At 40.3% G+C, this 23,938-nt stretch carries 24 protein-coding genes and 1 tRNA gene; 11 read left to right on the top strand and 14 right to left on the bottom strand.

Translation table 11 applies throughout. The features are described 5' to 3' along the window. The first annotated feature begins 46 nt into the window (after positions 1 to 46). From dnaB to HG263_RS21895, 3 genes are read left to right on the top strand one after another with little or no spacing between them, the layout of a single operon-like run. Positions 47 to 1,426, top strand: a complete 1,380-nt coding sequence (gene dnaB / locus HG263_RS21905; protein WP_171628198.1) for a replicative DNA helicase — start codon at positions 47 to 49, stop codon at positions 1,424 to 1,426. An 11-nt stretch (positions 1,427 to 1,437) separates the two neighbouring features. Next, positions 1,438 to 2,526, top strand: a complete 1,089-nt coding sequence (gene alr / locus HG263_RS21900; protein WP_171628197.1) for an alanine racemase — start codon at positions 1,438 to 1,440, stop codon at positions 2,524 to 2,526. Positions 2,527 to 2,572: 46 nt separating this feature from the next. Next, on the top strand, positions 2,573 to 2,992 hold the full coding sequence (locus HG263_RS21895; protein WP_171628196.1) for a secondary thiamine-phosphate synthase enzyme YjbQ: 420 nt from the start codon (positions 2,573 to 2,575) through the stop codon (positions 2,990 to 2,992). Position 2,993: 1 nt separating this feature from the next. Here the strand turns inward: HG263_RS21895 and HG263_RS21890 are convergent, their stop codons facing one another. From HG263_RS21890 to HG263_RS21880, 3 genes are all read right to left on the bottom strand, one after another. Further along, a complete protein-coding gene (locus tag HG263_RS21890; protein WP_171628195.1) occupies positions 2,994 to 3,461 on the bottom strand; it encodes a chemotaxis protein CheX in 468 nt (155 codons plus the stop codon). Between the two features lie 71 nt (positions 3,462 to 3,532). Beyond that, positions 3,533 to 3,967 carry a transcriptional repressor gene (locus HG263_RS21885; RefSeq protein ID WP_171628194.1) on the bottom strand — a complete coding sequence of 145 codons (435 nt, stop codon included), beginning with the start codon at positions 3,965 to 3,967 and terminating at the stop codon, positions 3,533 to 3,535. A gap of 101 nt (positions 3,968 to 4,068) precedes the next feature. Continuing rightward, complete coding sequence (locus HG263_RS21880; protein ID WP_171628193.1) at positions 4,069 to 6,465, bottom strand: EAL domain-containing protein; 2,397 nt, start codon at positions 6,463 to 6,465, stop codon at positions 4,069 to 4,071. Positions 6,466 to 6,782: 317 nt separating this feature from the next. Here HG263_RS21880 and HG263_RS21875 point away from each other — a divergent pair, with 317 nt between their 5' ends. Beyond that, complete coding sequence (locus HG263_RS21875; RefSeq protein WP_171628192.1) at positions 6,783 to 7,844, top strand: DUF6765 family protein; 1,062 nt, start codon at positions 6,783 to 6,785, stop codon at positions 7,842 to 7,844. Positions 7,845 to 7,939: 95 nt separating this feature from the next. Here HG263_RS21875 and HG263_RS21870 read toward each other — a convergent pair. From HG263_RS21870 to cutA, 6 genes are all read right to left on the bottom strand, one after another. Then, positions 7,940 to 8,016, bottom strand: a tRNA-Ile gene (locus tag HG263_RS21870). A 200-nt stretch (positions 8,017 to 8,216) separates the two neighbouring features. Further along, entirely contained in the window at positions 8,217 to 9,557 is a 1,341-nt protein-coding gene (gene accC, locus HG263_RS21865) for an acetyl-CoA carboxylase biotin carboxylase subunit (protein ID WP_171628191.1), read from the bottom strand. 24 nt (positions 9,558 to 9,581) lie between these two features. After that, positions 9,582 to 10,046: an acetyl-CoA carboxylase biotin carboxyl carrier protein gene (gene accB / locus HG263_RS21860; protein WP_171628190.1), complete on the bottom strand. Its 465-nt coding sequence runs from the start codon at positions 10,044 to 10,046 to the stop codon at positions 9,582 to 9,584. A 17-nt stretch (positions 10,047 to 10,063) separates the two neighbouring features. Further along, positions 10,064 to 10,525, bottom strand: coding sequence for a type II 3-dehydroquinate dehydratase (aroQ, locus tag HG263_RS21855; protein WP_171628189.1), 462 nt, complete (start codon positions 10,523 to 10,525; stop codon positions 10,064 to 10,066). A gap of 203 nt (positions 10,526 to 10,728) precedes the next feature. Next, entirely contained in the window at positions 10,729 to 12,519 is a 1,791-nt protein-coding gene (locus HG263_RS21850; protein WP_171628188.1) for a protein-disulfide reductase DsbD, read from the bottom strand. After that, entirely contained in the window at positions 12,519 to 12,839 is a 321-nt protein-coding gene (gene cutA / locus HG263_RS21845) for a divalent-cation tolerance protein CutA (RefSeq protein ID WP_171628187.1), read from the bottom strand. The genes HG263_RS21850 and cutA overlap by 1 nt, the downstream gene beginning before the upstream one ends. Positions 12,840 to 13,010: 171 nt before the next feature. Between cutA and HG263_RS21840 the strand changes: the two genes are divergently transcribed. From HG263_RS21840 to HG263_RS21825, 4 genes are all read left to right on the top strand, one after another. Further along, positions 13,011 to 13,514: an FxsA family protein gene (locus tag HG263_RS21840; protein ID WP_171628186.1), complete on the top strand. Its 504-nt coding sequence runs from the start codon at positions 13,011 to 13,013 to the stop codon at positions 13,512 to 13,514. Between the two features lie 114 nt (positions 13,515 to 13,628). Beyond that, a complete protein-coding gene (locus HG263_RS21835) occupies positions 13,629 to 13,916 on the top strand; it encodes a co-chaperone GroES (RefSeq protein WP_070986334.1) in 288 nt (95 codons plus the stop codon). A gap of 49 nt (positions 13,917 to 13,965) precedes the next feature. Further along, positions 13,966 to 15,612: a chaperonin GroEL gene (groL, locus tag HG263_RS21830; RefSeq protein WP_171628185.1), complete on the top strand. Its 1,647-nt coding sequence runs from the start codon at positions 13,966 to 13,968 to the stop codon at positions 15,610 to 15,612. A 433-nt stretch (positions 15,613 to 16,045) separates the two neighbouring features. Further along, a complete protein-coding gene (locus HG263_RS21825; RefSeq protein WP_171628184.1) occupies positions 16,046 to 16,384 on the top strand; it encodes a hypothetical protein in 339 nt (112 codons plus the stop codon). A 153-nt stretch (positions 16,385 to 16,537) separates the two neighbouring features. On the opposite strand, the gene HG263_RS21820 is transcribed toward HG263_RS21825, so the two are convergent. The 5 genes from HG263_RS21820 to HG263_RS21800 all read right to left on the bottom strand — a co-directional run bounded on the left by HG263_RS21820 (position 16,538) and on the right by HG263_RS21800 (position 21,067). Then, a complete protein-coding gene (locus HG263_RS21820; RefSeq protein WP_171628183.1) occupies positions 16,538 to 17,248 on the bottom strand; it encodes a hypothetical protein in 711 nt (236 codons plus the stop codon). Between the two features lie 633 nt (positions 17,249 to 17,881). After that, a complete protein-coding gene (locus HG263_RS21815) occupies positions 17,882 to 18,091 on the bottom strand; it encodes a cold-shock protein (protein ID WP_171628182.1) in 210 nt (69 codons plus the stop codon). Between the two features lie 537 nt (positions 18,092 to 18,628). Then, positions 18,629 to 19,057 carry a hypothetical protein gene (locus HG263_RS21810; RefSeq protein WP_171628181.1) on the bottom strand — a complete coding sequence of 143 codons (429 nt, stop codon included), beginning with the start codon at positions 19,055 to 19,057 and terminating at the stop codon, positions 18,629 to 18,631. Continuing rightward, a complete protein-coding gene (locus tag HG263_RS21805) occupies positions 19,041 to 20,078 on the bottom strand; it encodes a radical SAM/SPASM domain-containing protein (RefSeq protein ID WP_171628180.1) in 1,038 nt (345 codons plus the stop codon). Before HG263_RS21805 ends, HG263_RS21810 begins: the two co-directional genes overlap by 17 nt. Before the next feature lie 11 nt (positions 20,079 to 20,089). Next, positions 20,090 to 21,067 (bottom strand): hypothetical protein, encoded by a 978-nt coding sequence (locus HG263_RS21800; RefSeq protein WP_171628179.1) that lies wholly within the window; start codon positions 21,065 to 21,067, stop codon positions 20,090 to 20,092. Between the two features lie 601 nt (positions 21,068 to 21,668). Here HG263_RS21800 and HG263_RS21795 point away from each other — a divergent pair. The 3 genes from HG263_RS21795 (at position 21,669) to HG263_RS21785 (ending at position 23,817) form a co-directional block, all read left to right on the top strand. Further along, positions 21,669 to 22,133, top strand: a complete 465-nt coding sequence (locus HG263_RS21795; protein WP_171628178.1) for a nuclear transport factor 2-like protein — start codon at positions 21,669 to 21,671, stop codon at positions 22,131 to 22,133. Positions 22,134 to 22,155: 22 nt separating this feature from the next. Continuing rightward, positions 22,156 to 23,196, top strand: coding sequence for a S66 family peptidase (locus HG263_RS21790; protein WP_216628536.1), 1,041 nt, complete (start codon positions 22,156 to 22,158; stop codon positions 23,194 to 23,196). Positions 23,197 to 23,379: 183 nt separating this feature from the next. Next, positions 23,380 to 23,817: an FAD-dependent oxidoreductase gene (locus tag HG263_RS21785; protein WP_246240062.1), complete on the top strand. Its 438-nt coding sequence runs from the start codon at positions 23,380 to 23,382 to the stop codon at positions 23,815 to 23,817. Positions 23,818 to 23,938 lie beyond the last annotated feature (121 nt).

The following is a 23,938-nucleotide window of genomic DNA, read 5'->3' as shown; positions in this document are numbered from 1 at the left end:
TGTGAACAGATAAAATAGCCCTCCGACTTCCAAATTATGTAGTGCTATGGCAAAACCAGATCTTCAAGTTGATACGCTAAAAGTTCCTCCACACTCCATTGAAGCTGAGCAATCGGTTTTAGGTGGCTTGATGTTAGATAATCAAGCGTTCGATCGAGTTGCAGAACTTGTGGTTGCGCAAGATTTCTATACGCGCACACATAAGTTGATATTTGAAGCAATGGAAAAGTTGGTTGAAGCTGGCAATCCTATTGACCTTATCACTATCTCCGAAACGCTAGAAAAAAATAATCAGCTAACCAATGTTGGTGGTTTTGCATACTTAGCAGAAATCGCTAAAAACACGCCAAGTGCCGCAAACATTGATGCATATGCCAATATTGTACGTGAACGGGCTGTTATTCGTGAAATGATCACGGTAGCAAATGAAATCGCTGAAGCAGGTTTCAACCCGGAAGGGAGAGACAGCCATGACTTATTGGATTTGGCTGAGAGTAAAGTTTTTAAGATTGCAGAGCAGCGAACCAAAAGCACCGATGGCCCACAAAACCTCCACAATATTTTGGAAAGAACCGTTGATAAGATAGAAGAGCTGTATCAATCGCCACAGGATGGTGTAACAGGTGTTAGCTCAGGATATGCAGATCTAGATAAAATGACCGCAGGCTTACAGCCTTCTGACCTTATTATTGTTGCAGCTCGTCCTTCCATGGGTAAAACAACGTTTGCAATGAACTTGGCAGAACATGCTGCTATGACGCAAGATAAGCCTGTACTTATTTATTCTCTAGAGATGCCCTCCGAACAGATTATGATGAGGATGCTTGCATCTCTTGGGCGTATTAATCAAACAAAGGTACGTACAGGTCAGCTTGATGATGATGATTGGGCAAGACTGTCTTCAACCATGGGGTTACTTATGGAAAAAGGCAAGATGTACATCGATGATGCATCAGGCCTAACACCGACGGATGTTCGTTCACGTGCAAGGCGTATCGCTCGTGATCATGGCGGTATAAGCATGATCATGGTGGATTACTTACAGCTTATGCGTGTGCCAAGCTTATCAGATAATCGTACGTTAGAAATTGCAGAGATCTCGCGTTCACTCAAAGCGCTTGCAAAAGAGCTTCAGTGCCCAGTTATAGCATTGTCTCAGTTAAACCGTACGCTTGAGCAGCGTGCCGACAAACGCCCAGTAAATTCAGACTTACGTGAATCAGGCTCAATCGAGCAGGATGCCGACTTAATTATGTTTATTTACCGTGATGAGGTATATAACGAGGATAGTCCTGACAAAGGGATTGCGGAAATTATCATTGGTAAACAGCGTAATGGTCCAATTGGTAAGATTAGGTTAACTTTCCAAGGTCAATACTCTCGTTTTGATAATTACGCAGGTCCTGCGGTTGACGATGAATACTAGGAGAGTCGCACATGAAGTTAGCGGCGGCAGAGATTGACTTATCTGCTCTAGCGCATAATTTGCGTTGTATAAAGGAGATGGCACCGAGTGCGAGGGTTATGGCTGTACTCAAAGCCAACGCATATGGTCATGGTTTAGTCACTATTGCTCAACATTTGCAAGATGCAGATGCATTTGCAGTCGCAAGAATCGATGAGGCTTTAGCCTTAAGAGCTGGCGGATTAACAAACCCTATCGTGCTATTAGAAGGTTTTTTTAATGCCAGTGATATCCCTATTCTATTGGCGAATAACTTTCAGGCAGTCATTCATAATGAAGAGCAGATCAATGCGTTGGAGCAAGCTCAGCTAGATGGTCCGATTGCCGTGTGGCTTAAAATTGACACTGGTATGCACCGTTTGGGCATTGAGCCCGACCAGTTAGAACGCTTTTATCTGCGATTAAAGAACTCGCCCAATGTGAAGCCAAATATACAGCTAATGACGCACTTTTCATGTGCTGATGATAAACAAAACCCCAAGACCAAGCAGCAAATAAAAGCGTTTTTAAAACTGGTTGATAACAAGCAAGAGCAGCTTTGCTTAGCTAATTCTGCCGGTATTATAGGTTGGCCTATGAGTCATGGTGATTGGGTGAGACCTGGACTTATGCTCTATGGTATATCTCCTATGGTTGCAAAAGTTGGTCATAATCACGGCTTGCGCCCTGTAATGAAGCTGACAACTAAAGTGATAGCAATACGGCGAGTACCCGCTAATGAGCCTGTTGGCTATGGAGGTCGCTGGCAAAGTGATAAAGACACTATGTTAGCTGTGGTGGCAATGGGGTATGGTGATGGCTACCCTCGGCATGCAAAAAATGGAACGCCCGTCATGATCAAAGGGCAACGCTTTGGGATTGTGGGGAGCGTATCGATGGATATGATCACTGTTGATATCGGTGATAATCAGGCTGGTGTGCAAATAGGGGATGAGGTTGAAATGTGGGGTCCAAATTTGCCAGTAGAAGAGGTTGCTATCTATGCTGAAACTATCCCCTATGAGCTGCTATGTAACGTTACCCCTCGAGTCAGTTACGAATATTTAAATGCCAAAAAGTAACAATGCCTGTTTTGCAGCACTCAATTAATAAGTATGGATATTAACGATGTGGTTTCAAAAAACGATTACGCTTAAAGCGCGTGGTAGAGGCTTTCATTTGATCACTGATGAAATTGAAAGGCAGTTGCCTGAGATAAAGCAATTCCAAGTTGGTCTTTTGCATGTTTTTATTCAACACACATCGGCCTCATTGGCTATTAATGAAAATGCAGACCCATCGGTAAGACAAGATTTAGAAAGCCACTTTAATGTATTGGCACCTGAAAATGCCCCTTATTATATCCATACTTACGAAGGGCCGGATGATATGCCAGCCCACATAAAATCAACATTGATAGGGAGCAGTCAAAGCATCCCAATCAATAATGGCAGGCTAGCGTTAGGTACATGGCAGGGGTTGTATTTGTGTGAGCATCGGGACTGTGCATCAAAGCGAACGATTATAGCTACCTTACAAGGTGAGTAGTCTATAAAGTATCAAAACTCACCTCGATATTGGCATTGCCATCAGGGGATGTGAAGGGCATGATGATTTTTGCGCCATCACATTGATGTGTAATTGTGTGGTTTTTTCCAGACACAACAATAGGTGTAGCCATCTCAAAATCATAGCCTTTTTCACCTAGCAAATTTTTAGCTCCGCCAGTGACCATATTGGTGATCTCACCAACCATATCTGTGACTTCTTCATTGATGCTATCAGGGCGTTCACCAAGCATTCTTTCCATGATGGCTAAAGCCAAACTTTCATCGAATGTAATCGAAAAAGATCCTTTAGTTTGTGGGCCCACCATACCTATCAGCCCTGAAACGTCACCTTGGGCAACTTCATCTTTTTTGATTTTGGGTTTACCAGGCGTTAATTCCGTTTGGGCCATGGTAGCCAAGACATTGATTAAAGATGATAAAAAAGGGTTTATAAACTCTACCTTCATATGACTTCCTTAAATACATATTATTTTAGAGACAGTATTTTAGTGTAGTGTGATTTGTGCTCAGATGCACTTCAGTCTTTACACTTTTCACATTTGCCATGGGCTTCGATTGTTTGAGCGCTGACAATGAAACCTTGCTCTGCCGCTAAATTATTTAATTCATGAGAAATAACACTAGAATGTAGTTCTTCAACATTACCACAGGTATCACAAATTAGCAGTTGCACTGGATGAATGTGGTCAAAGTGTTGACACAGCATGAATGAATTTGTGCTTTCTATTTTGTGGATGAAACCAAGCTCAGCTAAAAAATCCAAAGCCCTATAGATGGTTGCAGGTTTAGCTGCTGCTTCCGTTACTTTTAGCTCCTCTAGCAAGTCATAGGCACCAACACCACCTTGCTTACTGGCTAGAAGGCGAAATACTTTCTCTCGAATAGGCGTAAATCTAGCGCCACGATTGTCGCACACTTGTTTTGCTTTGTTGATCAGTAACTCTACATTCATTATTCTAATCCTTACTCTTGCCCCCAAATACTAACATATTCTTTTTAATAGTCTTATATTCATAGTTAGTTATTGCAAAAAAGCATTCCGCTCGCAGTGAGTTACTCTAGATGTGGCAAGCCGATCCAGTTTTCGAAATCTTTACGAGGCATAGGTTTACCTAATAAAAAACCTTGACCTACATCGCATCGATAGTGTTCTAGTATCTTTAATTGAGATAATGTTTCGATACCTTCGGCAATCACTTTGAGGCCGAGGCTGTGTGACATTGTGATGATGGAATTAACTAATTCACTGGCTTCTCGATTATTAGATAAATCCATGATAAAGCTTTGGTCTATTTTTAATACATCAAATGGATATTGGCGTAAGTAGTTGAGAGACGAATAACCTGTACCAAAATCATCCATTGAGATCACTAAACCTAACTGATGTAGACTTTTTAGGGCATTTCTTACACTTTCATCTCCCGACAGCAAAACACCTTCGGTAATCTCCAATTCTAATAATGATGCCGGGATCTCCGCTTGCCCTATATATTGCTTTATATCATCAATTAGATTGCAATCTTTGAACTGGCGAGGGGATAGGTTAACAGCAATTTTAAAAGGCTTATTAAGCTTTTGAAACCATGTTTTCGCTTGTGTTATGGCTGTTTTAAGCACAAATCGACCAATCTCGACTATTTCTCCGTTACTTTCTGCAAGAGGAATAAATTCATCGGGTGGCACGCTTCCCAGTTCACTATTGTTCCAGCGTAGCAAAGCCTCTGCACCAATCAGCTCATTTGTTTTTATATCAAATTGAGGTTGGTAATAAACTTCAAACTCTCCTAAGTCTAAAGCGTGGCGTAAATGCTCTTCAAGCAGCAGTCGGCGGCTTAAGTCTTGACTCATTTGCTCGGTGAAAAAAGAAAAGGTATTGCGGCCCTGTTGTTTTGAGTGATACATCGCAGAGTCAGCTTTACGCAGTAGCTCACTGGGTGAATCACCATCATGGGGATACAGTGCAACACCTAAGCTTATCGAGATACTAAACTCGCGTTTATCAACTTGTAGGGGTGTTTGAAACTTTCTAACCAGATTTGCCGCAATGGGTTGAGCGTCACTCGGAGTATGTATGTTACTCAGTAGAATCACAAATTCATCGCCTCCTAGTCGGGCAACGGTGTCTTCCAATCGTAGTGCACTTTGTAAGCGCTTTGCTGACGCTATCAGTAATTTATCCCCTATTTCATGACCCAAAGAGTCATTTACTTTTTTAAAGTCATCCAAATCTATAAACATAACAGCAATGAGGGTTTTGCTGCGAACGGCTTCTTTTATTTGTTGGGTAAGGCGTTCCATAACTAAAAAGCGATTGGGGAGGTTTGTCAGCGTATCAAAAAAGGCATGATGAAATATCATTTCTTCTTGGCGTTTTCTTTGGGTGATCTCTCGAACCACAATAACGATATTTTCAGTAAATGGCATAGGAGATAAGCGCGCTTCAAAAAACTTAGATTGATTGTCATCGGTCAGAGGATACTCCAAACATATTAGCTGTTCACTCGAGCGAGTATCGAATATAGCGCGTTGGAAGTGCTTAGAAGCCGCATCTGGCAATAATTCGGTAATATTGCAGCCAACTAAATTTTTTTGTTCAGTATAAAGCGCATTGTCGTTGCCACTGTGAAACTCTACAACTTTGCCTTTATAATCAATCACAAAGAATAAATCTGGTAGGGCTTTGAAGATGCTCTCTAACAAGCCATGTTTGGTCAGCGCGAATTGTTCAGCCGCTTTTTGGGAAGCTATTTTTTCTTCTAAGCTGTCTGCCATTTTATTAACACACTCTGCCAACTGTTTTAGCTCCCCTCGGCCTTGAATGTTGGCTCTATAGTTTAGCTGTAGCGCTTGCAGGTGCTGTCCTACGTCAATAAGGTGATGTATCGGTTTATGAATAAAGAAATATACAAATAATGCGATAAATAACAGCAAACTAAGCAGACATATAGCGACTATTGCGCTTTTACTCATAGTTAAATCAATCAAATGGTCTACATCAAGGGCGATGCTGTATCTGGCATAAATTAACCCATCACCACGATTTTTAATCGATAGTGGATAATAAGCATCAAAGAAGTGATGCTCGCTATCATAGTTAATTGTGAGCAATTTGGTACGCTCTATGTTTGCCATAACTTGTGCTGATATGGGTAAGTCTAAAGCGCGATAGTGCAAACCAGCTAAGTTACGTTGTGGCGCCACGATAATTAAACCTGATTGATCAACCGCGACGATATTTTGATAGTTGAGACTGGTCATTTTTGTGTTGATGGCAAATTGCGTATTGACAAGGTTATTATTTGCCAGCTCTTGTTCTAGTTCTGCGGCTAGGGCTGGAAGTTCTCTGTTTAAAGAGGTACGGCTACTTTCAATTAATGTATCTAACTGCGCATTGTAGGTATAAACAGTCGTAACGCCCGAAAACGCTAAAAAAATTAAAGTGGCTAACATGCTGAGCCAAAATTTGATGTTAATTGAATATGGCGATTTCATAATGCAAGGTCATGCGCTCTAAGTTGAGTGTTTACGGTTTGCAAAAGCAAACAAAACCAATATTTTTGCCTATGTGAATGCTCTTTAAGTCTAGACTAATATATTGAAAAGTAAGCACACTGGAGTGCTATGAAATATAAATAAACATAAAGTGACCTTAGTGATTTATAAAAAGCACTGATAATATCCTTGCAGTTCAAATAATTGATTGTGGTAATAAGGCCATAAGTTGACAGGTTTAGAGTGAGTCACATTCACACCTTAAAAGGAAAATTATGCAAATTGATCTCCATTTTGGAATGACTTGGGTTGTAGCGCGCTTTGCTGGTTTTAATAATCAGCAAGCGCAAATCATCGCGCATGCGTCGCAGTATGTAGACGATGCAACTAACCAAGGCCACATTAAATTTAATAACGGTGCGACTTATGCGCGCATCACAACGGCTCACAAAATGTTAGATTATCGAAATCTGCAAAGCCTTAAAAATAGGCAGGTTTGGATCCCATTCCACTTTTTACCGGGCAATGGTGGATTACCGGCAGGGAGTAACCCATCGGGCAGCTTTATTCGCAAGCTTGTTTGTAAACCAAACTCTTATGTTGCAAAAGATATGATCAGCGAGTGTCTCGGCAATCGTCATCGGCCATATGCTTTGCATTTACTGGGGATAACCTCCCATGTATTTATTGATACATGGGGACATCAGGGGTTTGCCGGTGTTCAACATAAACTTAATCATGTACGAGATATTAAAGACCATAATGGCAAGATAGATGTGCACTGGACTCAAAAAGTGGCGAATTACTTTAACAACATGATTCAAGATGATATTCCAAGTCTTGGACATGGACAGGCTTTGTCTAATCCCGATTTACCCCACCAGCATTGGAGTTACACCAATGGCCTTGGGGAGCTCGTTGAGCGCAATAACCCTATCGACTTTTTAGCAGCGGCAAATGAGTTATGTAAAGTCTATCAAATGTACTTAGGCAGAGCTCAAACAGGACTCAATGAGCCACTGAAAGAAAAGATAATGCAATGCTATCAAGACTTCAAAATGGATTGTGGCGAAACTCGCCTAGCTTTGTGGTTAGACGCCATCAGCAACGATGAGTTTGGAGTAGGTGCTTGTCAGCTATCATACATCCCCAAAGGTATGGGGTCTTGGAAGCATAAAGCGTTGGGAACAGAGCTTCACGATGGAGATGAGGATGAGTATGAATTTAGTCATGACTTTCTAGTTTCGGATTGGAAGCTTTTCCATGATGCTGCGAAGCAACATCGTCTAAACATTGTTGACGTGATATTGCCCCGTTACGGCATTTGTGTGAGTTAAGCTTAATTGGCATCGACAAAGTTTGGTGCCATTTTTTAATCGCTTTAAAGAATTTTATAAAAGGCTAACAAAGAGAATTTTACAAGGGAAGAAAATGGTGGCCCCTCCCAGACTCGAACTGGGGACCTAACGATTATGAGTCGTGTGCTCTAACCAACTGAGCTAAGGGGCCATACTTGAGACAGAATACAAAAAAGCCTTTCTATATCCTGATAAGCGGGTTGCAGTATAAAAACTTTTAAATGCCTTGTCACTAGCAAAAGGCATAAATTTAACTATCTGTAAATCAAGTGATTAAATTTAGAGCAAATTCAGGTGTTTTTGAATTAGAGACAATAAAAAGCCGACGATTGTCGGCTTTCTTATTTTTGCTTATAAACCTAACTTTTTCTCTAAGTAGTGAATGTTAGTACCACCACTTTGGAAATTTTCATCCGCTAAAATTCTCTTATGTAGCGGCGTGTTAGTTTTAATGCCATCAATGACTAGCTCGTTTAACGCATTACGTGCGCGAGCAATGGCAACATCACGGTTTTCACCATAAGTGATCAGCTTACCAATCATTGAATCATAATAAGGAGGCACTGTGTAGTCAGCATAAATATGGCTATCCCAGCGAATTCCTAAACCACCAGCAGGATGGAAACGGGTAATTTTACCAGGAGATGGGATGAAGCTCTCAGGGTCTTCAGCATTGATACGGCATTCAATCGCATGACCACGGATCACAACATCATCTTGTGTAATCGACAAAGGCTGACCTGCAGCAATCTTTAATTGCTCTTTGATTAAGTCGACGCCAGTAACCATTTCAGTTACAGGATGCTCAACCTGAATACGGGTGTTCATTTCAATGAAGTAGAACTCACCATTTTCGTATAAGAACTCAAATGTGCCCGCACCACGATAGCCAATTTCGATACATGCACGTGTACAGCGATCACCGATGAATTTACGCATCTCAGCCGTAATACCTGGTGCTGGTGCTTCTTCAACCACTTTTTGGTGGCGACGTTGCATTGAACAGTCACGCTCACCTAAGTGAATCGCATTACCTTGGCCATCAGCTAATACTTGTACTTCGATATGACGTGGGTTTTCTAGGAACTTTTCCATGTAAACCATGCCATTGCCGAAGAATTGCTTTGCTTCTTGTTGTGTTAATGCAATTGAGTCAACCAATTCAGCTTCACTGCGGACAACACGCATGCCACGACCACCGCCGCCGCCAGCTGCTTTGATGATCACAGGGTAACCAATACGCTTCGCGATTTGGATGTTGCGATCATTGTCTGCGGTGAGTGGGCCATCGGAGCCAGGTACACATGGTACGCCTGCTTTGCGCATAGCTTCAATTGCAGACACCTTGTCACCCATCAAGCGGATAGTATCGCCTCTAGGGCCAATGAAGATGAATCCACTTTGCTCTACTTGATCTGCAAAGTCTGCATTTTCTGATAAGAATCCGTAACCTGGGTGAATAGCTACTGCATCAGTTATCTCAGCGGCCGCGATAATACGTGGAATATCTAAGTAACTTTCAGATGCGGCAGGTTTGCCGATACAGATGGTTTCGTCCGCAAGAAGTACGTGCTTAAGATCGCGATCAGCAGTTGAGTGAACTGCTACCGTTTTGATCCCAAGCTCCTTGCAGGCACGCAATACACGAAGTGCTATTTCACCTCGGTTCGCAATGACTACTTTATCTAACATAGCGTTTGCCTTCTTATTGCGTGATTATTCGATGATGAATAGTGGCTGGTCAAACTCAACTGGTTCGCCATTTTCAACAAGAATTGCTTTAACCACACCTGCTTTATCTGATTCAATTTGGTTCATCATTTTCATCGCTTCAACGATACAAAGCGTGTCACCTACATTTACTTTTGAACCAACTTCAACATATGCAGGTGCTTCTGGAGATGCTGCCGCATAGAAAGTACCAACCATAGGTGAAAGTACTTGATGGCCCGTTGGTGCTGCTGGCGCTGACTCAGCCGCAGGTACCGCTGCTGCTGGAGCCGCCGCAGGTGCAGGCGCTGCTGCTGGTGCCGGTGCTGCATAATGCTGAGGTTGAGCAACAACTGGTGCATTGCTATAACGATTGATACGTACTGACTCTTCACCTTCGGTGATCTCTAGTTCAGCAATACCTGATTCTTCTACTAATTCGATAAGTTTTTTAATCTTGCGAATATCCATAATGACCCGCCTGTTAGTTAATTTGAGTTAATTTTGTTGTGCAATTTGTTCACCGCTGCTTGCAGTGCAGCCTGATAGCCTATTGCGCCTAATCCACATATAACCCCTTGCGCCACGTCAGAAAAATAGGATTTATGACGAAAGGGTTCGCGTGCATATACGTTACTTATATGCACTTCATAAAAAGGTATATTTACACTTAGCAGTGCATCCCGCAGCGCAATGCTGGTGTGCGTAAAAGCCGCGGGATTAATGATGATGGCATCAATCTTCTGCCATGCATCATGAATTGTATTGATAAGCTCTGCTTCGCTATTACTTTGCAGATGCGAGAGTGTGGCACCGAGTTGTTGAGCATGTTCATCTAGTGATGTCATTAACTCGTCAAGCGTCAGTGTGCCATAGGTTTGAGGCTCACGACGGCCAAGCATATTAAGGTTTGGCCCATTTAAGACTAAAATCTTTAACTTTGCGGTCATAATCCGTGAAAATCCCCAAAATTGAAATAAACTAAGTGTTTATAAAAAAGATAGTATCTAAATTAAGCGCTTTAAACCAAAATAGCAACTTTTTCTCACTTTCTATGTCCATTATAGATATTTCGAGGTAAATAGCAGCAAAATACTGGTCTAATCAGAGGAAGTACACTGGCTAAAGCTAGCCAGTGTACACATATTCGGGATTATTTTACGGAGTCACGCACCTTTTTGAGGTGTGAAGAGAAAGGAGTAGGCCCCATAAAGCCTGTTATTCGCAGATCTGACAGCTCATTACCTTGTTTATTAAAAAACAACATTGTCGGTAAACCAAAAACATTGAACTCTTTCATGATTTCGATACTTTTCTTATCATTTTGAGTTAAATCTAGCTTTAATAATGAAAAGTGTTGGAATTGAGTTTGCACTTCTGGTTCGAAAAATGTGTATTTTTCAAACTCTTTACAGGCTACACACCAATCCGCATAGAGATCAACGATGGCAATTTGACCATTTTGATTCGCTTTATCGATGGCCTCTCTAAGAGCGTCTAAATCCTCAACTAGCTGAAACTTTTTCACGCCTTGCTGTTGCTGCGTAATATTAATTGTTTTAGCTGGCCAAATAAGTTGTTTGCTAACGAGTAATGAGGCGATCAGCAACAGTGATGCAATTCCCCATAGTATGGTTTTGAACACACTAGTACTTTGTTGGCTTTGCCAATGGTGAAGATACAAAGCTGTTGCTAGCATAAGGCCACTGGCCAACCAGAGTATGATGTTAAAATCGAGGATACGTTCGAGTAAAATAAGTGGCACCACAAGCATGATAAAGCCAAACAATATTTTTACTTGCTCCATCCAAGCGCCTGCTTTGGGTAATAGTTTGCCACCCGATGTACCTAGCAGAAGTAGCGGTAACCCCATGCCCAAGCTCAAAGCGTATAGCGTAATGCCACCAATAAAGTAGTCGCCACTTTGCGCAACATATAATAACGCGGCTGAAAGTGGCGCTGTGGTACAAGGAGAAGCAATTAAACCCGAAAGCACGCCCATGGCGAATACACCAATGTAATTCCCCCCTTTTTGCTGATTACTGATAGCGGTTAATTTGTTCATTAAGCCACTAGGTAATTTGATTTCATACCAACCAAACATGGCCATTGCCAATAAAACAAATAACAAACTAAAACTGATAAGCACTGCAGGGTGCTGTATGTAGCCTTGAACTTGTCCTCCCAATGCTGCAACAACTAAGCCTAGTAGCGCATAGGTTACAGCCATGCCTTGCACATAAACAAACGACAAGCTAAATGCTTTTTTGGTAGATAGCCCCTGTTGACCTGCGATCAAACTAGACAGAATCGGAAACATAGGGAATACGCAAGGTGTAAATGCTAGGCCAACACCGACCATAAAAAAGATGGCTAAATTGGTCAGTAAGCTCTGATTGGCGAGGCGTTCACTAAAAGACAGCTGTTGGTTATCGTTGTTGGTGTCGACAGCAGGTGCTTTCTTGCTAGGTGCTGTGCTGGTGGCATCGGTAGCACCTTCTGCCTTAGGCAGAGGTGATAGCGGGATGGTGATCACCTCTGGTGGGTAACATAGGCCCGCTTCCGCGCATCCTTGGTAACGAATTTTTACTACTGCGTTTTCACTGATGTTGCTAAGTTTAGAGACCAGCGAAAATGAATTGAAATACACTTCAGTAATGCCAAAAAATTCATCTTCTATTTCTTCGCCTTTGCCGTACTCTGGGACTTTTATGTCGGCCCCTTTGGCGATAATTTCGAGTTTCTTCTTATATAAGTAGTAACCAGGTTCGATATCCCAGCCGGTAAATAAAATATTTCCCTGTTGATCAAAGTCAAATTTAAAGGCCTTATTAACGGGTAAAAAGGTATCCTGTTTAGGGGTAATTAGGCTATTGAGAATATCGTTGTTTGCATTAGCAGGTAATAGCCAAATAAGTGAAAAAATAAATAGCAGCGTACGCATTAATTAAGTACCTCATCCATCCAGTGAAAATAAGCTAAGTTGCCACCTGTTACATCTAGCACCTGAATTTCTGGTACATCGTAGTTGTGCAGTTCTTTGATGGTACTTATCACTTTGCTTAGTTTATCTGACTTGGTTTTTATGAATAATTTCGTTTCTGTTTGTTGTACAACTTCGCCTTGCCACATATAAACAGACTCAATGGTAGGTAAAATATTGACGCATGCAGCCAACTTTAACGTAACAAGTTGCTTTGCAAGTAAACTTGCATTTTGCTGATTATCGCAAGTGGTCATAATTAATTTGTACTGGGGAGCCATGCTCTTATACCTTCACAAAGAATAAACTTTTGCCATAGTAGCTCAAACTAATACCTATCCCAAGTGTCTATAGATAAAAGCAAAACAGCGGCTCAATAGGCGATGATGTTGTTTGTGCTTGAAATGAGACCGAACAACCCATATTTAAGTTTCATTAACTTAGGAGAAAGTATGTTTCGTATTTTATTTGTACTGTTTATTGTGGTGCCCATCATTGAAATAGCACTGCTGATTCAAGTGAGTGACATTATTGGTGGCGTAGCAACGATTGCGTTGGTGATTTTAACCGCAATTTTCGGTGCAAAACTGGTTAAGCAACAGGGCTTAAGCGCCTACAGTAATGTACAAGGCCAAATGGCACAGGGACAAATGCCTGCAACTGAGTTGTTTACAGGATTATGTGTGGTTATAGCGGGTGTGCTACTGATGACACCAGGGATCATGACCGATGTGTTGGGATTTATGTTACTAACACCAGCCATTCGCGCACAATTAGCAAAAGCACTGATGAAACAAGTCACAGTGAAGATGCAATCAAGCATGTATCAGTCCCATAGCACTTTTACTCATACAAACAATTCGCCTGAATCATTTGAACGTCATGGTGAAACGCATTTTCAAGATAAAGACCACACACCTAACACCATTGAAGGTGAGTACCAAAGAAAAGATTAAAAAATTTTCACTTTTTTACTTGGATTTTAAAATTGTCACCCCCATAAATGATGGCAACTGAGTTTTTAAGAATTTTTCTGTAGTTGTTCAGAAACTGTTAGGAGAACATAACAAATGAACATTCGTCCTTTACATGATCGCGTAATCATCAAGCGTCTTGAAGAAGAAACAAAATCTGCTGGCGGTATCGTTTTAACGGGCTCTGCGGCAGAGAAGTCAACTCGTGGTGAAGTTATCGCTGTAGGTAATGGCCGCGTACTAGACAATGGTGAAGTAAGAGCGCTTGAAGTAAAAGCAGGCGACACCGTGCTATTTGGCTCTTATGTTGAAAAAACTGAAAAGATTGAAGGTCAAGAGTACCTGATCATGCGTGAAGATAACATTTTGGGCATTGTAGGCTAATCCTACTTTTCTTTTTTCAAATTAACCAAATTAAATAGGAATTTTAACAATGGCAGCAAAAGAAGTTTTATTTGCAAACGATGCTCGCACTAAGATGCTAGCGGGTGTAAACATTTTAGCAAACGCAGTACGTGTAACTCTTGGCCCTAAAGGTCGTAATGTTGTTTTAGACAAATCATTTGGCGCACCAGTGATCACCAAAGATGGTGTATCTGTAGCAAAAGAAATCGAACTAGAAGACAAGTTCGAAAACATGGGTGCGCAAATGGTAAAAGAAGTTGCGTCTAAAGCAAATGATGCAGCGGGTGACGGTACAACAACTGCGACAGTACTTGCACAATCTATTGTAAACGAAGGTTTAAAAGCGGTTGCTGCGGGTATGAACCCAATGGACCTTAAACGCGGTATCGACAAAGCAGTTATTGCTGCTGTTGCTGAACTTAAAACGCTTTCAGTACCATGTGCTGACACTAAAGCAATCGCGCAAGTAGGTACTATCTCTGCAAACTCTGATTTAGAAATCGGTGACATCATTGCTAACGCAATGGAAAAAGTGGGCCGTGAGTCTGGTGTAATTACAGTTGAAGAAGGTCAGTCGCTAGAAAACGAACTAGACGTTGTTGAAGGTATGCAGTTTGACCGTGGTTACTTATCTCCATATTTCATCAACAATGCTGAAAAAGGCGCGGTTGAGCTAGATAACCCACACATTCTATTAGTTGATAAGAAAATCTCTAACATTCGTGAGCTATTACCTACGTTAGAAGCGGTTGCTAAAACCAGCAAACCACTCCTTATCATTGCTGAAGACCTAGAAGGCGAAGCGCTTGCAACACTCGTTGTAAACAACATGCGTGGTATCGTGAAAGTAGCTGCGGTTAAAGCGCCTGGCTTTGGTGACCGTCGTAAAGCAATGTTACAAGACATCGCTATCCTAACTGGCGGTACCGTTATCTCTGAAGAAATCGGCCTAGAGCTTGAAAAAGCAACGGCTGAAGACTTAGGTACAGCGAAGCGCGTTGTGATCACCAAAGACGACACAACTATCATTGATGGTGCTGGTGAGCAAGAAGCTATCGACGGTCGTGTATCACAAATCAAAGCACAAATCGAAGAAGCAACGTCAGACTACGACAAAGAGAAACTACAAGAGCGCATGGCAAAACTTGCTGGTGGTGTTGCAGTAATCAAAGTTGGCGCAGCAACTGAAGTTGAAATGAAAGAGAAAAAAGACCGCGTAGAAGATGCACTACACGCAACTCGCGCAGCGGTTGAAGAAGGTGTAGTACCTGGTGGTGGTGTTGCGTTAGTGCGTGTTGCAAGCAAGCTTGCTGATTTGCGTGGCGACAACGAAGACCAAAACCACGGTATTAAAGTAGCACTTCGTGCAATGGAAGCGCCACTTCGTCAAATCGTATCAAACGCGGGTGACGAAGCATCAGTTGTTGTAAATAACGTTAAAGCTGGCGAAGGTAACTACGGTTACAACGCAGCAAACGGCGAATACAACGACATGATCGAAATGGGTATTCTTGACCCAACTAAAGTAACGCGCTCTGCACTACAGTTTGCAGCATCAGTAGCGGGTCTTATGATCACCACTGAAGCGATGGTTGCTGAACTACCTAAAGATGAGCCAGCTGCACCAGATATGGGCGGCATGGGCGGCATGGGTGGTATGGGCGGCATGATGTAATAAACATCACCCCCTAAGCACTAAATGCTTTTAGAAAAACCCTAGCATGTTGATGTTAGGGTTTTTTTATGTCTGAAATTTCATAAAGCGCCTTCATTTTAGGGGGAGTTACAAAGCGTCTTCCACCATCTCCCATGTGTTACTTCAAAATAGCAGAAGTTATCTTCAGAGTTTTTTATTACTGTATTTCAAAGTCTCATGTGAAGCAAAGTAAGTTTATTCTAAGTCGGTCAGCGATATTCAAGCTCGTTTCTCTAAACATGCTGTCCAATAGAGCCTACTTTTACACATCTCACCTTTAAGAGTCTCAACTTCATGCCTACAATATATTTTACGGTTTAGTGTTGTGATTAGTAAGCAATGTCAGTTGTTTTGGGGTGTTGAAACGCACGACTTTGGTGAAGAATGAATTGTTAGTTGCAATGGGCCAGTCATGACAACAGTTAAAAGGATTGAAGCAGGGCAATACTTGGTTTCAGATGGTCGTTTTATCGTAAAAAATGGTTCTAGTTGGTACGTGCTTAAATCGGACGGTAATACAGACTTTGGACCACTACCTACATTAGCTTCCGCAAAAGAATATGTTACGGTGGGAACTGTGTCAGCAGGGAACCACAATCTTGCGTCTAAATATGGACGCAGACAAAGTAAAAAAGCGTTTAATGCCTATCTAGCGTCCGAGGCCAAAAACGGTAATCCTGGTCCTCTCCTAATTTACATTTTGGTTATTTTCGCTATTTGCGCATTCTTTTTCGTTATAAGGGGTTACTAGTGCGCTAAGGAACGGTCTAAAAGGACAGGCACTTTAATTTCTTAAACCCATTATTTTAAACTAATTAAAACCTTAGTGTCCTGCCTTTTGTTATTATTCGCCTTAACAGAGCGTAATGAAGCTTAACTCACTAAATAGGCGACGCTGCCGTTATCAATATTGACTTGCTTTACTACTTAATTGTGCAGAAATATTGTCGTGTAACTTCATCCAGTTACTTTCATAACCCCATGCACTTTTAAACTCGTCATTGGCCTTTGAGTTATCTAACATATCTTTAAGATCAAAAACTTGTGAGAAATTTTCTTCGTTAACGTCATATCTTGCCCAGCCGCGTACTTCCATATCAATATACTTTAAATAGCTGGACTTAAAATCATTTGCAGCAGCAACAAATTCATCGTTGCTATTGAGCGTTTGTTCTACCAATGTTCGCTCATCTTCAGTTAAAGAGCCTGTCGCTTGTAACTCACCAGATTCAGTTATCGAAATGCCCCAGTTTTTATTTGCAAGTTGAGGTTTCCGTTCATTTAGCTCAGACATTATACTCTCGTATTGTATAGTCATTCGCTCAACTGACTGGGAAAGTTCTCCGCCCGGTGTGTACAGGTGAGCAGTTGCAAGCGCGATATCATCCAGCGCTTCATCTACCGTTTTTGTTACAACTTCATCGTTAGATGATATAGAAAGGGGCCGATCATAAGTTGGTGTAGGATCTTTGACTGAGTTTTTATGGTAGACGTCAGCAAGCAAGCCTTGTTTATTTGACAGTTCAGCTTTACTGCTTTGTGATGATGGTTGTTCCTTGCTAGCGAGAGAAACGGCAGGTTGTATCAAGCTACCTCCTTGCGTACCAATTTTCATACTTTTTCCTTGTATGTTTCAATCTTAACTTGTTATCGACGCGTTTAGTATTCTCTTTAACATATTCAACTCTAGAATCAAAAAATACAAAATTCGATTAGTCCAATTACACTGGGTTATTGATGTCTCATTCTAAGAGGAAAGCTGCCCAATAAATAAGGTCTATGGGGCTGAAAATTTCAGCACGTTCAGACATGCAAAACTGAACCAATTGAAAAGATAGGCTACTTTAAAAGCCTGCGTACGACGAAAGTAACGCTGGACTATGATGGACGCTGAATACTTAGATAAGGTGATTAGAACTTTGCTGCGGAAAAAGCATCTATAAAATATGCTGGTGTTTATCAGAATGGCTTTGTGGAGTTATTTAATCTTAGCTACCGAGAACAAATGCTGAATTTATAATTTAAAAGTGACTTCTAAAATGGTGTTTTTATGATATAAAAATCAGCGAGGCGTAAAAATGTGAATATAATTTATGTGGGTTTGTGGGTATTTATAAATATTATTTATGTTGATGTGTTTTTTCAGTTGATGGGGTTTTATTGTTAGTTAGGTGGGTAAATAGCTCCACTCATGTAAGAAGATGAGTGAAGCGATAATCTATTGTTTAGATACGTTAATTAAAACGTATTAGATACAAACAATATTTTCTGCTTGAGGTCCTTTTTGACCTTGAGTAACAGTGAACTGAACGCGCTGACCTTCAGCTAAAGTTTTAAAGCCTTCGCTAGCAATAGAGCTAAAATGAGCGAAAACGTCAGGACCTGACTGCTGTTCAATAAAACCAAAACCTTTTGCTTCGTTAAACCACTTTACTGAACCAGTTGTAATAGTAGACATATTATAGATATCCTAGAAATTATTTAATAAAATTTGCCAAAAAATTTTGGCGATTAAGCATGAGGAAATAAATATTTACTGAGGATAACGCGAAGTATTAAAAATGTTTACTAGAGTAGTACATATAAAGACGACGAGGGATGCAACAAAATAGGTCTTTTCTCAAACCTTGGAGAGAACTCTACGCGAGTGAAGGGGAGAGGTCAAATTATATTTTAATTATATTTAAAATCATGCTTTTTGAAGTTGTGTAATATTTTAGCTCACACAGAGCTTTAAAGGAAAGGTGCTTGAAATTTCATATGTTAATTATTAACTAGTTGAAAAATAAGAGAATTTAACTTTTTCATTAGCGGGGAATAGACGCTAAGTGACCTGCCATCCATTGCTTAGCGGACTAAATTGGAAAACTCTAGTTTAGAGGTGTGTTACCGCCGGGGAGGTGAGAAATTTCAATCAGTTGTTTTAATACATAGTGAGATCAACATATTGAATCTCACTATGTATTGCAAGGTAAGAAAAATAAATTAGAAATAATTATTCACTCAACTTACTTTTGATAGCTGACTCGAGTTCATTAGGTTTATTCGTGCCTAATCGAATGTTTTTACCATCTTTCAGTTTAATGTGAACAGCATCAAAACCTGATACATTATAGAGGTTTCCATTATCAATCTGCCTAATTCCCCAGCCTGAATACCAAGGGTTGCTTACTGAACTAACTTGCTCTATTTCATTCACTGCAATAGTGCCTGAAATTAACCCCAACCCCATTTTCCATTTTACTTCACTATTCGAAACGCTAATGCTCAAACTATAAAAGTTCAAAGATATTGCTAGTGCTACTGCGAATAATAAATAAGCTGTAATGCTGTTGGTTTTTAATATAAAAAACGCAATAGCTATTATTAATGTAATGATAAATAAAAATGAGAAACCATATTGAACATTATAATAATTTTCCATATCTAATCCTTTCATTTAAACGAGATTCTAATCCATGCTTAGCTTTGTATCTGAACATTACACTAGGTAAAAATTCGGGGTACCTTTGTTTTAATTTAGCTCGTATTTTTTCATCCTTGTGCAAATATACGCAAGCTTGGCAGTTATGACTTATTGTTCCGATATTTTCTTCCGTATAACTATCCCCCATAATCATCTTTATAATTTTAGCGGGTCCATCAACTTTTATCCAAATTTTTAAAAAATCTTCTAGTTGAGATTCATAAGCAATCTTTAAAAAATCTTTTTTATAAATATTACCAATTTTCATCTCATTGATGTGTTCGAAAGTTAAACCACAGCAGCTAGATATTCTACCATGTGGTGTAATAACAATATTTTCAAAAACTTGCTCACACCCTGTATCGAGATCTTCAGGTGCGATTTGAAAGCCGCGATCGATATAGTCTTTTTGAAAAGGCATCCACGTATTGCTATTAATAATTAACTTTTTGTTTTTTACTAACTCCTTGATTTCATGGTTTTCTTCTAAAGATACTCTGCATCTAGAATCGTGCGAATCCTTTTCGACCATAATTAATGGTTTTATATTATAGTCAACACAAGCTTTTACTGCGTTAATTATAGTGCTTTCATCTACATACTCCTGATGATCGAGTCCAGTGCTAAAATTAATCTCATAGAGACCTGCTAGAGATAGCTTTTCGGCTATTTTCATAGCGCTGCTCTTGGTTTTTGCCCAGTAACCATTAGTGACACATCTGCTTTTTAGACCATGGGAAGATACGAGTGCGATGGCAGAAAATAGATCGTCTTTAAGCGTAAAGCATTCTCCGCCACTGAATACGACATTCTGTAATTTAGGAAATGTAGATACAGCTTCATTTATACAGCTAAATATTTCTTCAGTACTTAACTTCGACTTCAAATTTGGGTTTGACTCAAAGCAGCATTCTTTACAGGCAGCTGTGCATCGATAGGTTGGCAATATAGTAAGCGTTTTTGGTGATGGAAATTCCATTTCTCACCTCCTTATAGGCACTGAGGTGCATAGTTCGAAGATTCTATAGATGCATCTATTTCAGCTATAGCGCTGTCAATTATTAGTGATAGAGTGTCTTCATTTTCTATCAACCCAATATTATAGGCTGCATTGTAGAATGCCTTTATTTCTATTTTTGCAAGATCTCTGTATATATAGTTTTCAAAGCCATTAAATCCTCCTAAAAGGGCTGCATTCATTGCCGCATCTTTATTGGTTGCTATATTTTTGTCTGTTAAAGCAACACTTCCAAATATCTTACTTACGTCTACGCCCTCAGAATACGGGTTACTGTCACAACCCCAGAGGTAAACCGCGGCATATACAGCGGCAACAACAGCAGCTACGACGTTTGTAGCAGCTGCAACATTAACAGCTACAGCTGCAAACGATATGCATGTTACACATATTTGGGGATCTATGTTGTTAGGCACCTCGGAAAGGTTTGTTAAGCCATTTTCATTAAAAATTTCTTTATATTTTGACTTATTGTCACTGAGGAAGTTGGCATATTTCTTCTCAAGCGAGCTGAAATCATCTTTCCCGATCAATCCGTTGTCAATCATGATGAATATCAACTGTTCGAAATCTTGTCTTTGCGTTGCACTTTTGAATTCTGGAAGAGTGATTAGCTCCAGCACTTTAATATTTGGATCTGACTGAATCTGCTTTTCATTTATACCCAGTTCTTCGTATACCTCTGACTTATTTGCTGAAAAGTAAGATGAAAAATCAGAATCTTCATATAAGCGCTTTATTAGGGTATTAATTTTATTTTCTATATCTGAAAATTTTGTATCTTTTATTTTAATCCTAAGCGTATTTTTTACTTCATTTAACTCAACTGATTCCTTGAGGCTATCAGATGTGCCATAAAGGGTGTTTCCTTCTTTTGAAATAGCTTGAATAGGGATAATTAAAGATGCTCCAGCCAGAGCTAATGGGGTTTTCTTTAAATTTTTTGACATGACTAAAATCCTTTTATTGATCATCGTATAATGGGTTCAATAAAAAGATAACTAATATCTTTTGGAATGCAAATAATGAGGTTAAAAAATTAAATTTTTAATTTTTAATGATTTTTGCCTCTCTTTTGTGAGTGAAGTGAGTTCTGGTTGTTAGTTGTGTATATTGGTTTTATTAAATTTTTAATAGTGTGGTTATAATAAAGTGTAATTTGCTAAGGAGGCTTTGGTGGTTTTATTTTTATTTTTTTCATCAATTTTAAATTGTTGAATTTCCTAAATTATATGGGGTGTTTTAAATTTTAGATTGTTATTTGTAAGTTGGTTTTATGGTGGTTGCCTAGTATGCTCACAATATCTTAGCTTTGACTTGTGAACATGACGAATTTCTGGCTGACTCATGGGTTAGATATGGAGTGATCCGTGTGGATCATACGCTTGAGCAATAGCACCTAAGTGTTGGTTATTAAACTGAGATATATATCTCGGTTTAATACTTAATTGCACAATAGATTTGTGCTCTATATGACCATAAATCTACTGTTGCTGTGGTTCTGCTATTAAGCTACTGTACCTTTAATTACAATAAAAAATGCAGGCACTTATGAAGTCATTATGGAAGTTAGTATACGCTATAGGGGTGACATTACTCTCTACGGTATTACACGCAAATGAAAGCAAAACTGAAATTGAAAGCATGACCCCCAAGCAACTTGAGCAGCGAGTTAAGGTCATCAATGCATTGCAAAATGCGGTATTGTTAAAAGGGTCGAGCGTAGCAGATGTTGATGCACTGTTTGCCCAGTATACAGATGATTTTCAGTATGTTCATAAAGTTTATGGAGGAACGTACTCACGCCAACATCTATACAACAACACTGTTAAGTTTTTAAAGGCGGGTGAATACAACTATACAGGGCCACGTTATACCTTGGTTGCAATGATAGTAGGTCATGATGCGGTATCGGTTGAGCGCCAGCAAATATTTGAGGGAAAGCCAGAAAATCACTTAAGTGTGTTTGAGTTTAAAGGGCAGAAAGTCTCTAAAATTATAGAGTATTGGAAATAGATATTTAGGAAAATGGGTTTTAATGGAAAAAATACTCTATCCGTCGACGTTAAAGCCTGGCAGCAAAATAGCGGTAACCGCTTTTTCTTCAGGGGTGAATGAAGCATTTCATCCTCGTTTAGAGCGTGTTTTAACGCACTTGCGAAGTTCAGGCTTTGATGTAATTGAAGGCGAATGTTTACAAGAGAACTATCAACATGTCAGTGCTACGCCTGAGCAACGCTCAGCAGAGTTGATGGCATTTTTATGCGACGATAGTATTGCTGCGATTGCGCCACCTTGGGGTGGAGAATTTGCGATGGAAATTTTACCTCTACTAGATTTTGATCGCCTGAAGACGGCCAAGCCCAAGTGGCTATTCGGCTTTTCTGATATTAGCACCGTGCAGCTTGCGTTAATGAGCAAACTTGGTTGGTCAAGTATGCACAGTGCAAATTTAATGCAGCTGCACCCTAATGAAAAGGATGCGTTAACTAGGCAAACACTGGAGCATCTAAAAAGTGCGCAGCTGGGATATCGCTTTTTGCAGCACTCATCAACATTGTACCAATTACAGGGCGAGTCGTTTGCTAACAACCCAGATAGCGTATTGCGTAGTACAGAGCAAACTAGGTGGAAAACGTATCCTCAAGATAGTGCTGTAACGCTCAAAGGGCGGTTGATCGGTGGGTGTTTAGATACATTACAGTACTTGATTGGAACAGACTATTTAGACTTGGCAAAATTAAAGCAGCGCTTTGCCCCTGAAGGCATTGTTTTATATATCGAAAATGCAGAACTCTCGCCAACCGCTTTGAAACGAGCTTTGTTGAGCTTACGTTTTAGAGGCGTGTTTGAGCAGATAAACGGCTTGTTGGTTGGGCGTAATGCAGTCACAGATGATGGCACTAAAGATATTCGCTCAGAGCAAGCTTTGTTAGATGTGATCTGCGCTCTTTCAATCCCAGTTATTTATGATGCCGATATAGGCCATTTACCGCCAAATATGACCTTGTTTAACGGCGCTTATGCTCACGTGCATGTCAGTTCAGAACAAGGGCAGATAGTACAAACACTTAGGTAAGAGTGATGAGGTTGTAGCGACCCAGTTCGATACCAAACAACCTCCCAATCTTGCCAAAACAGACACCATGATGTAATACCTCGTAATTCGCATTTTTAAACCTTTGGACTAAGTTTAGAAGCGATCGCAAAGTGCGCGATTATGCATCGGAGCGTTCCGGTGCATGTTTCTAGGAGGATAACCATGGATAACCACCAATCACGTGCGAAGTTTTTAAAACAACACCCAAAAGCCAAAGCGCATGCTGCGCTGGACGATGCTACCAATCAACAACTTAAGGTAACACCAGGTCCGATTAAGCTTACTGCGGGTAAATTTACAGGTAAAAAGGCCATTATTATTGGTGCTGGCGTTTCTGGTTTAACGGCAGCTTATGAGCTACTCCAGCAGCAAACAGGAATGGAAGTCACTTTGCTTGAAGCGCAAAATCGCACTGGAGGGCGCTGTTTAAGTTTACGTACAGGCGATACGTTAACCGAAGACCAAGACAGCCAGTTGTTTAACTCAAAGCCTGGTGTTACGCAGGTTGTTAGATTCCAGCAACCGCAAGGCGATAGCCAGCCATATCTTAACGCTGGGCCTGGTCGCATTCCTTCAAGTCACAAGCGGCTATTGTTGTAGTGGCACAATAAATTTGGCCACCTGATTAGAGGTGATAGAATCACCATAACTGATTAGGTGCAAATATGACAAAAAGAACTCGTCCAACTTATTCTCCTGAATTTAGACTCGAAGTCGCTCA

Source organism: Pseudoalteromonas caenipelagi, from assembly GCF_013140855.1.
Classification (GTDB): domain Bacteria; phylum Pseudomonadota; class Gammaproteobacteria; order Enterobacterales; family Alteromonadaceae; genus Pseudoalteromonas; species Pseudoalteromonas caenipelagi.
This window is presented reverse-complemented; position numbering and strand designations above follow the sequence as displayed.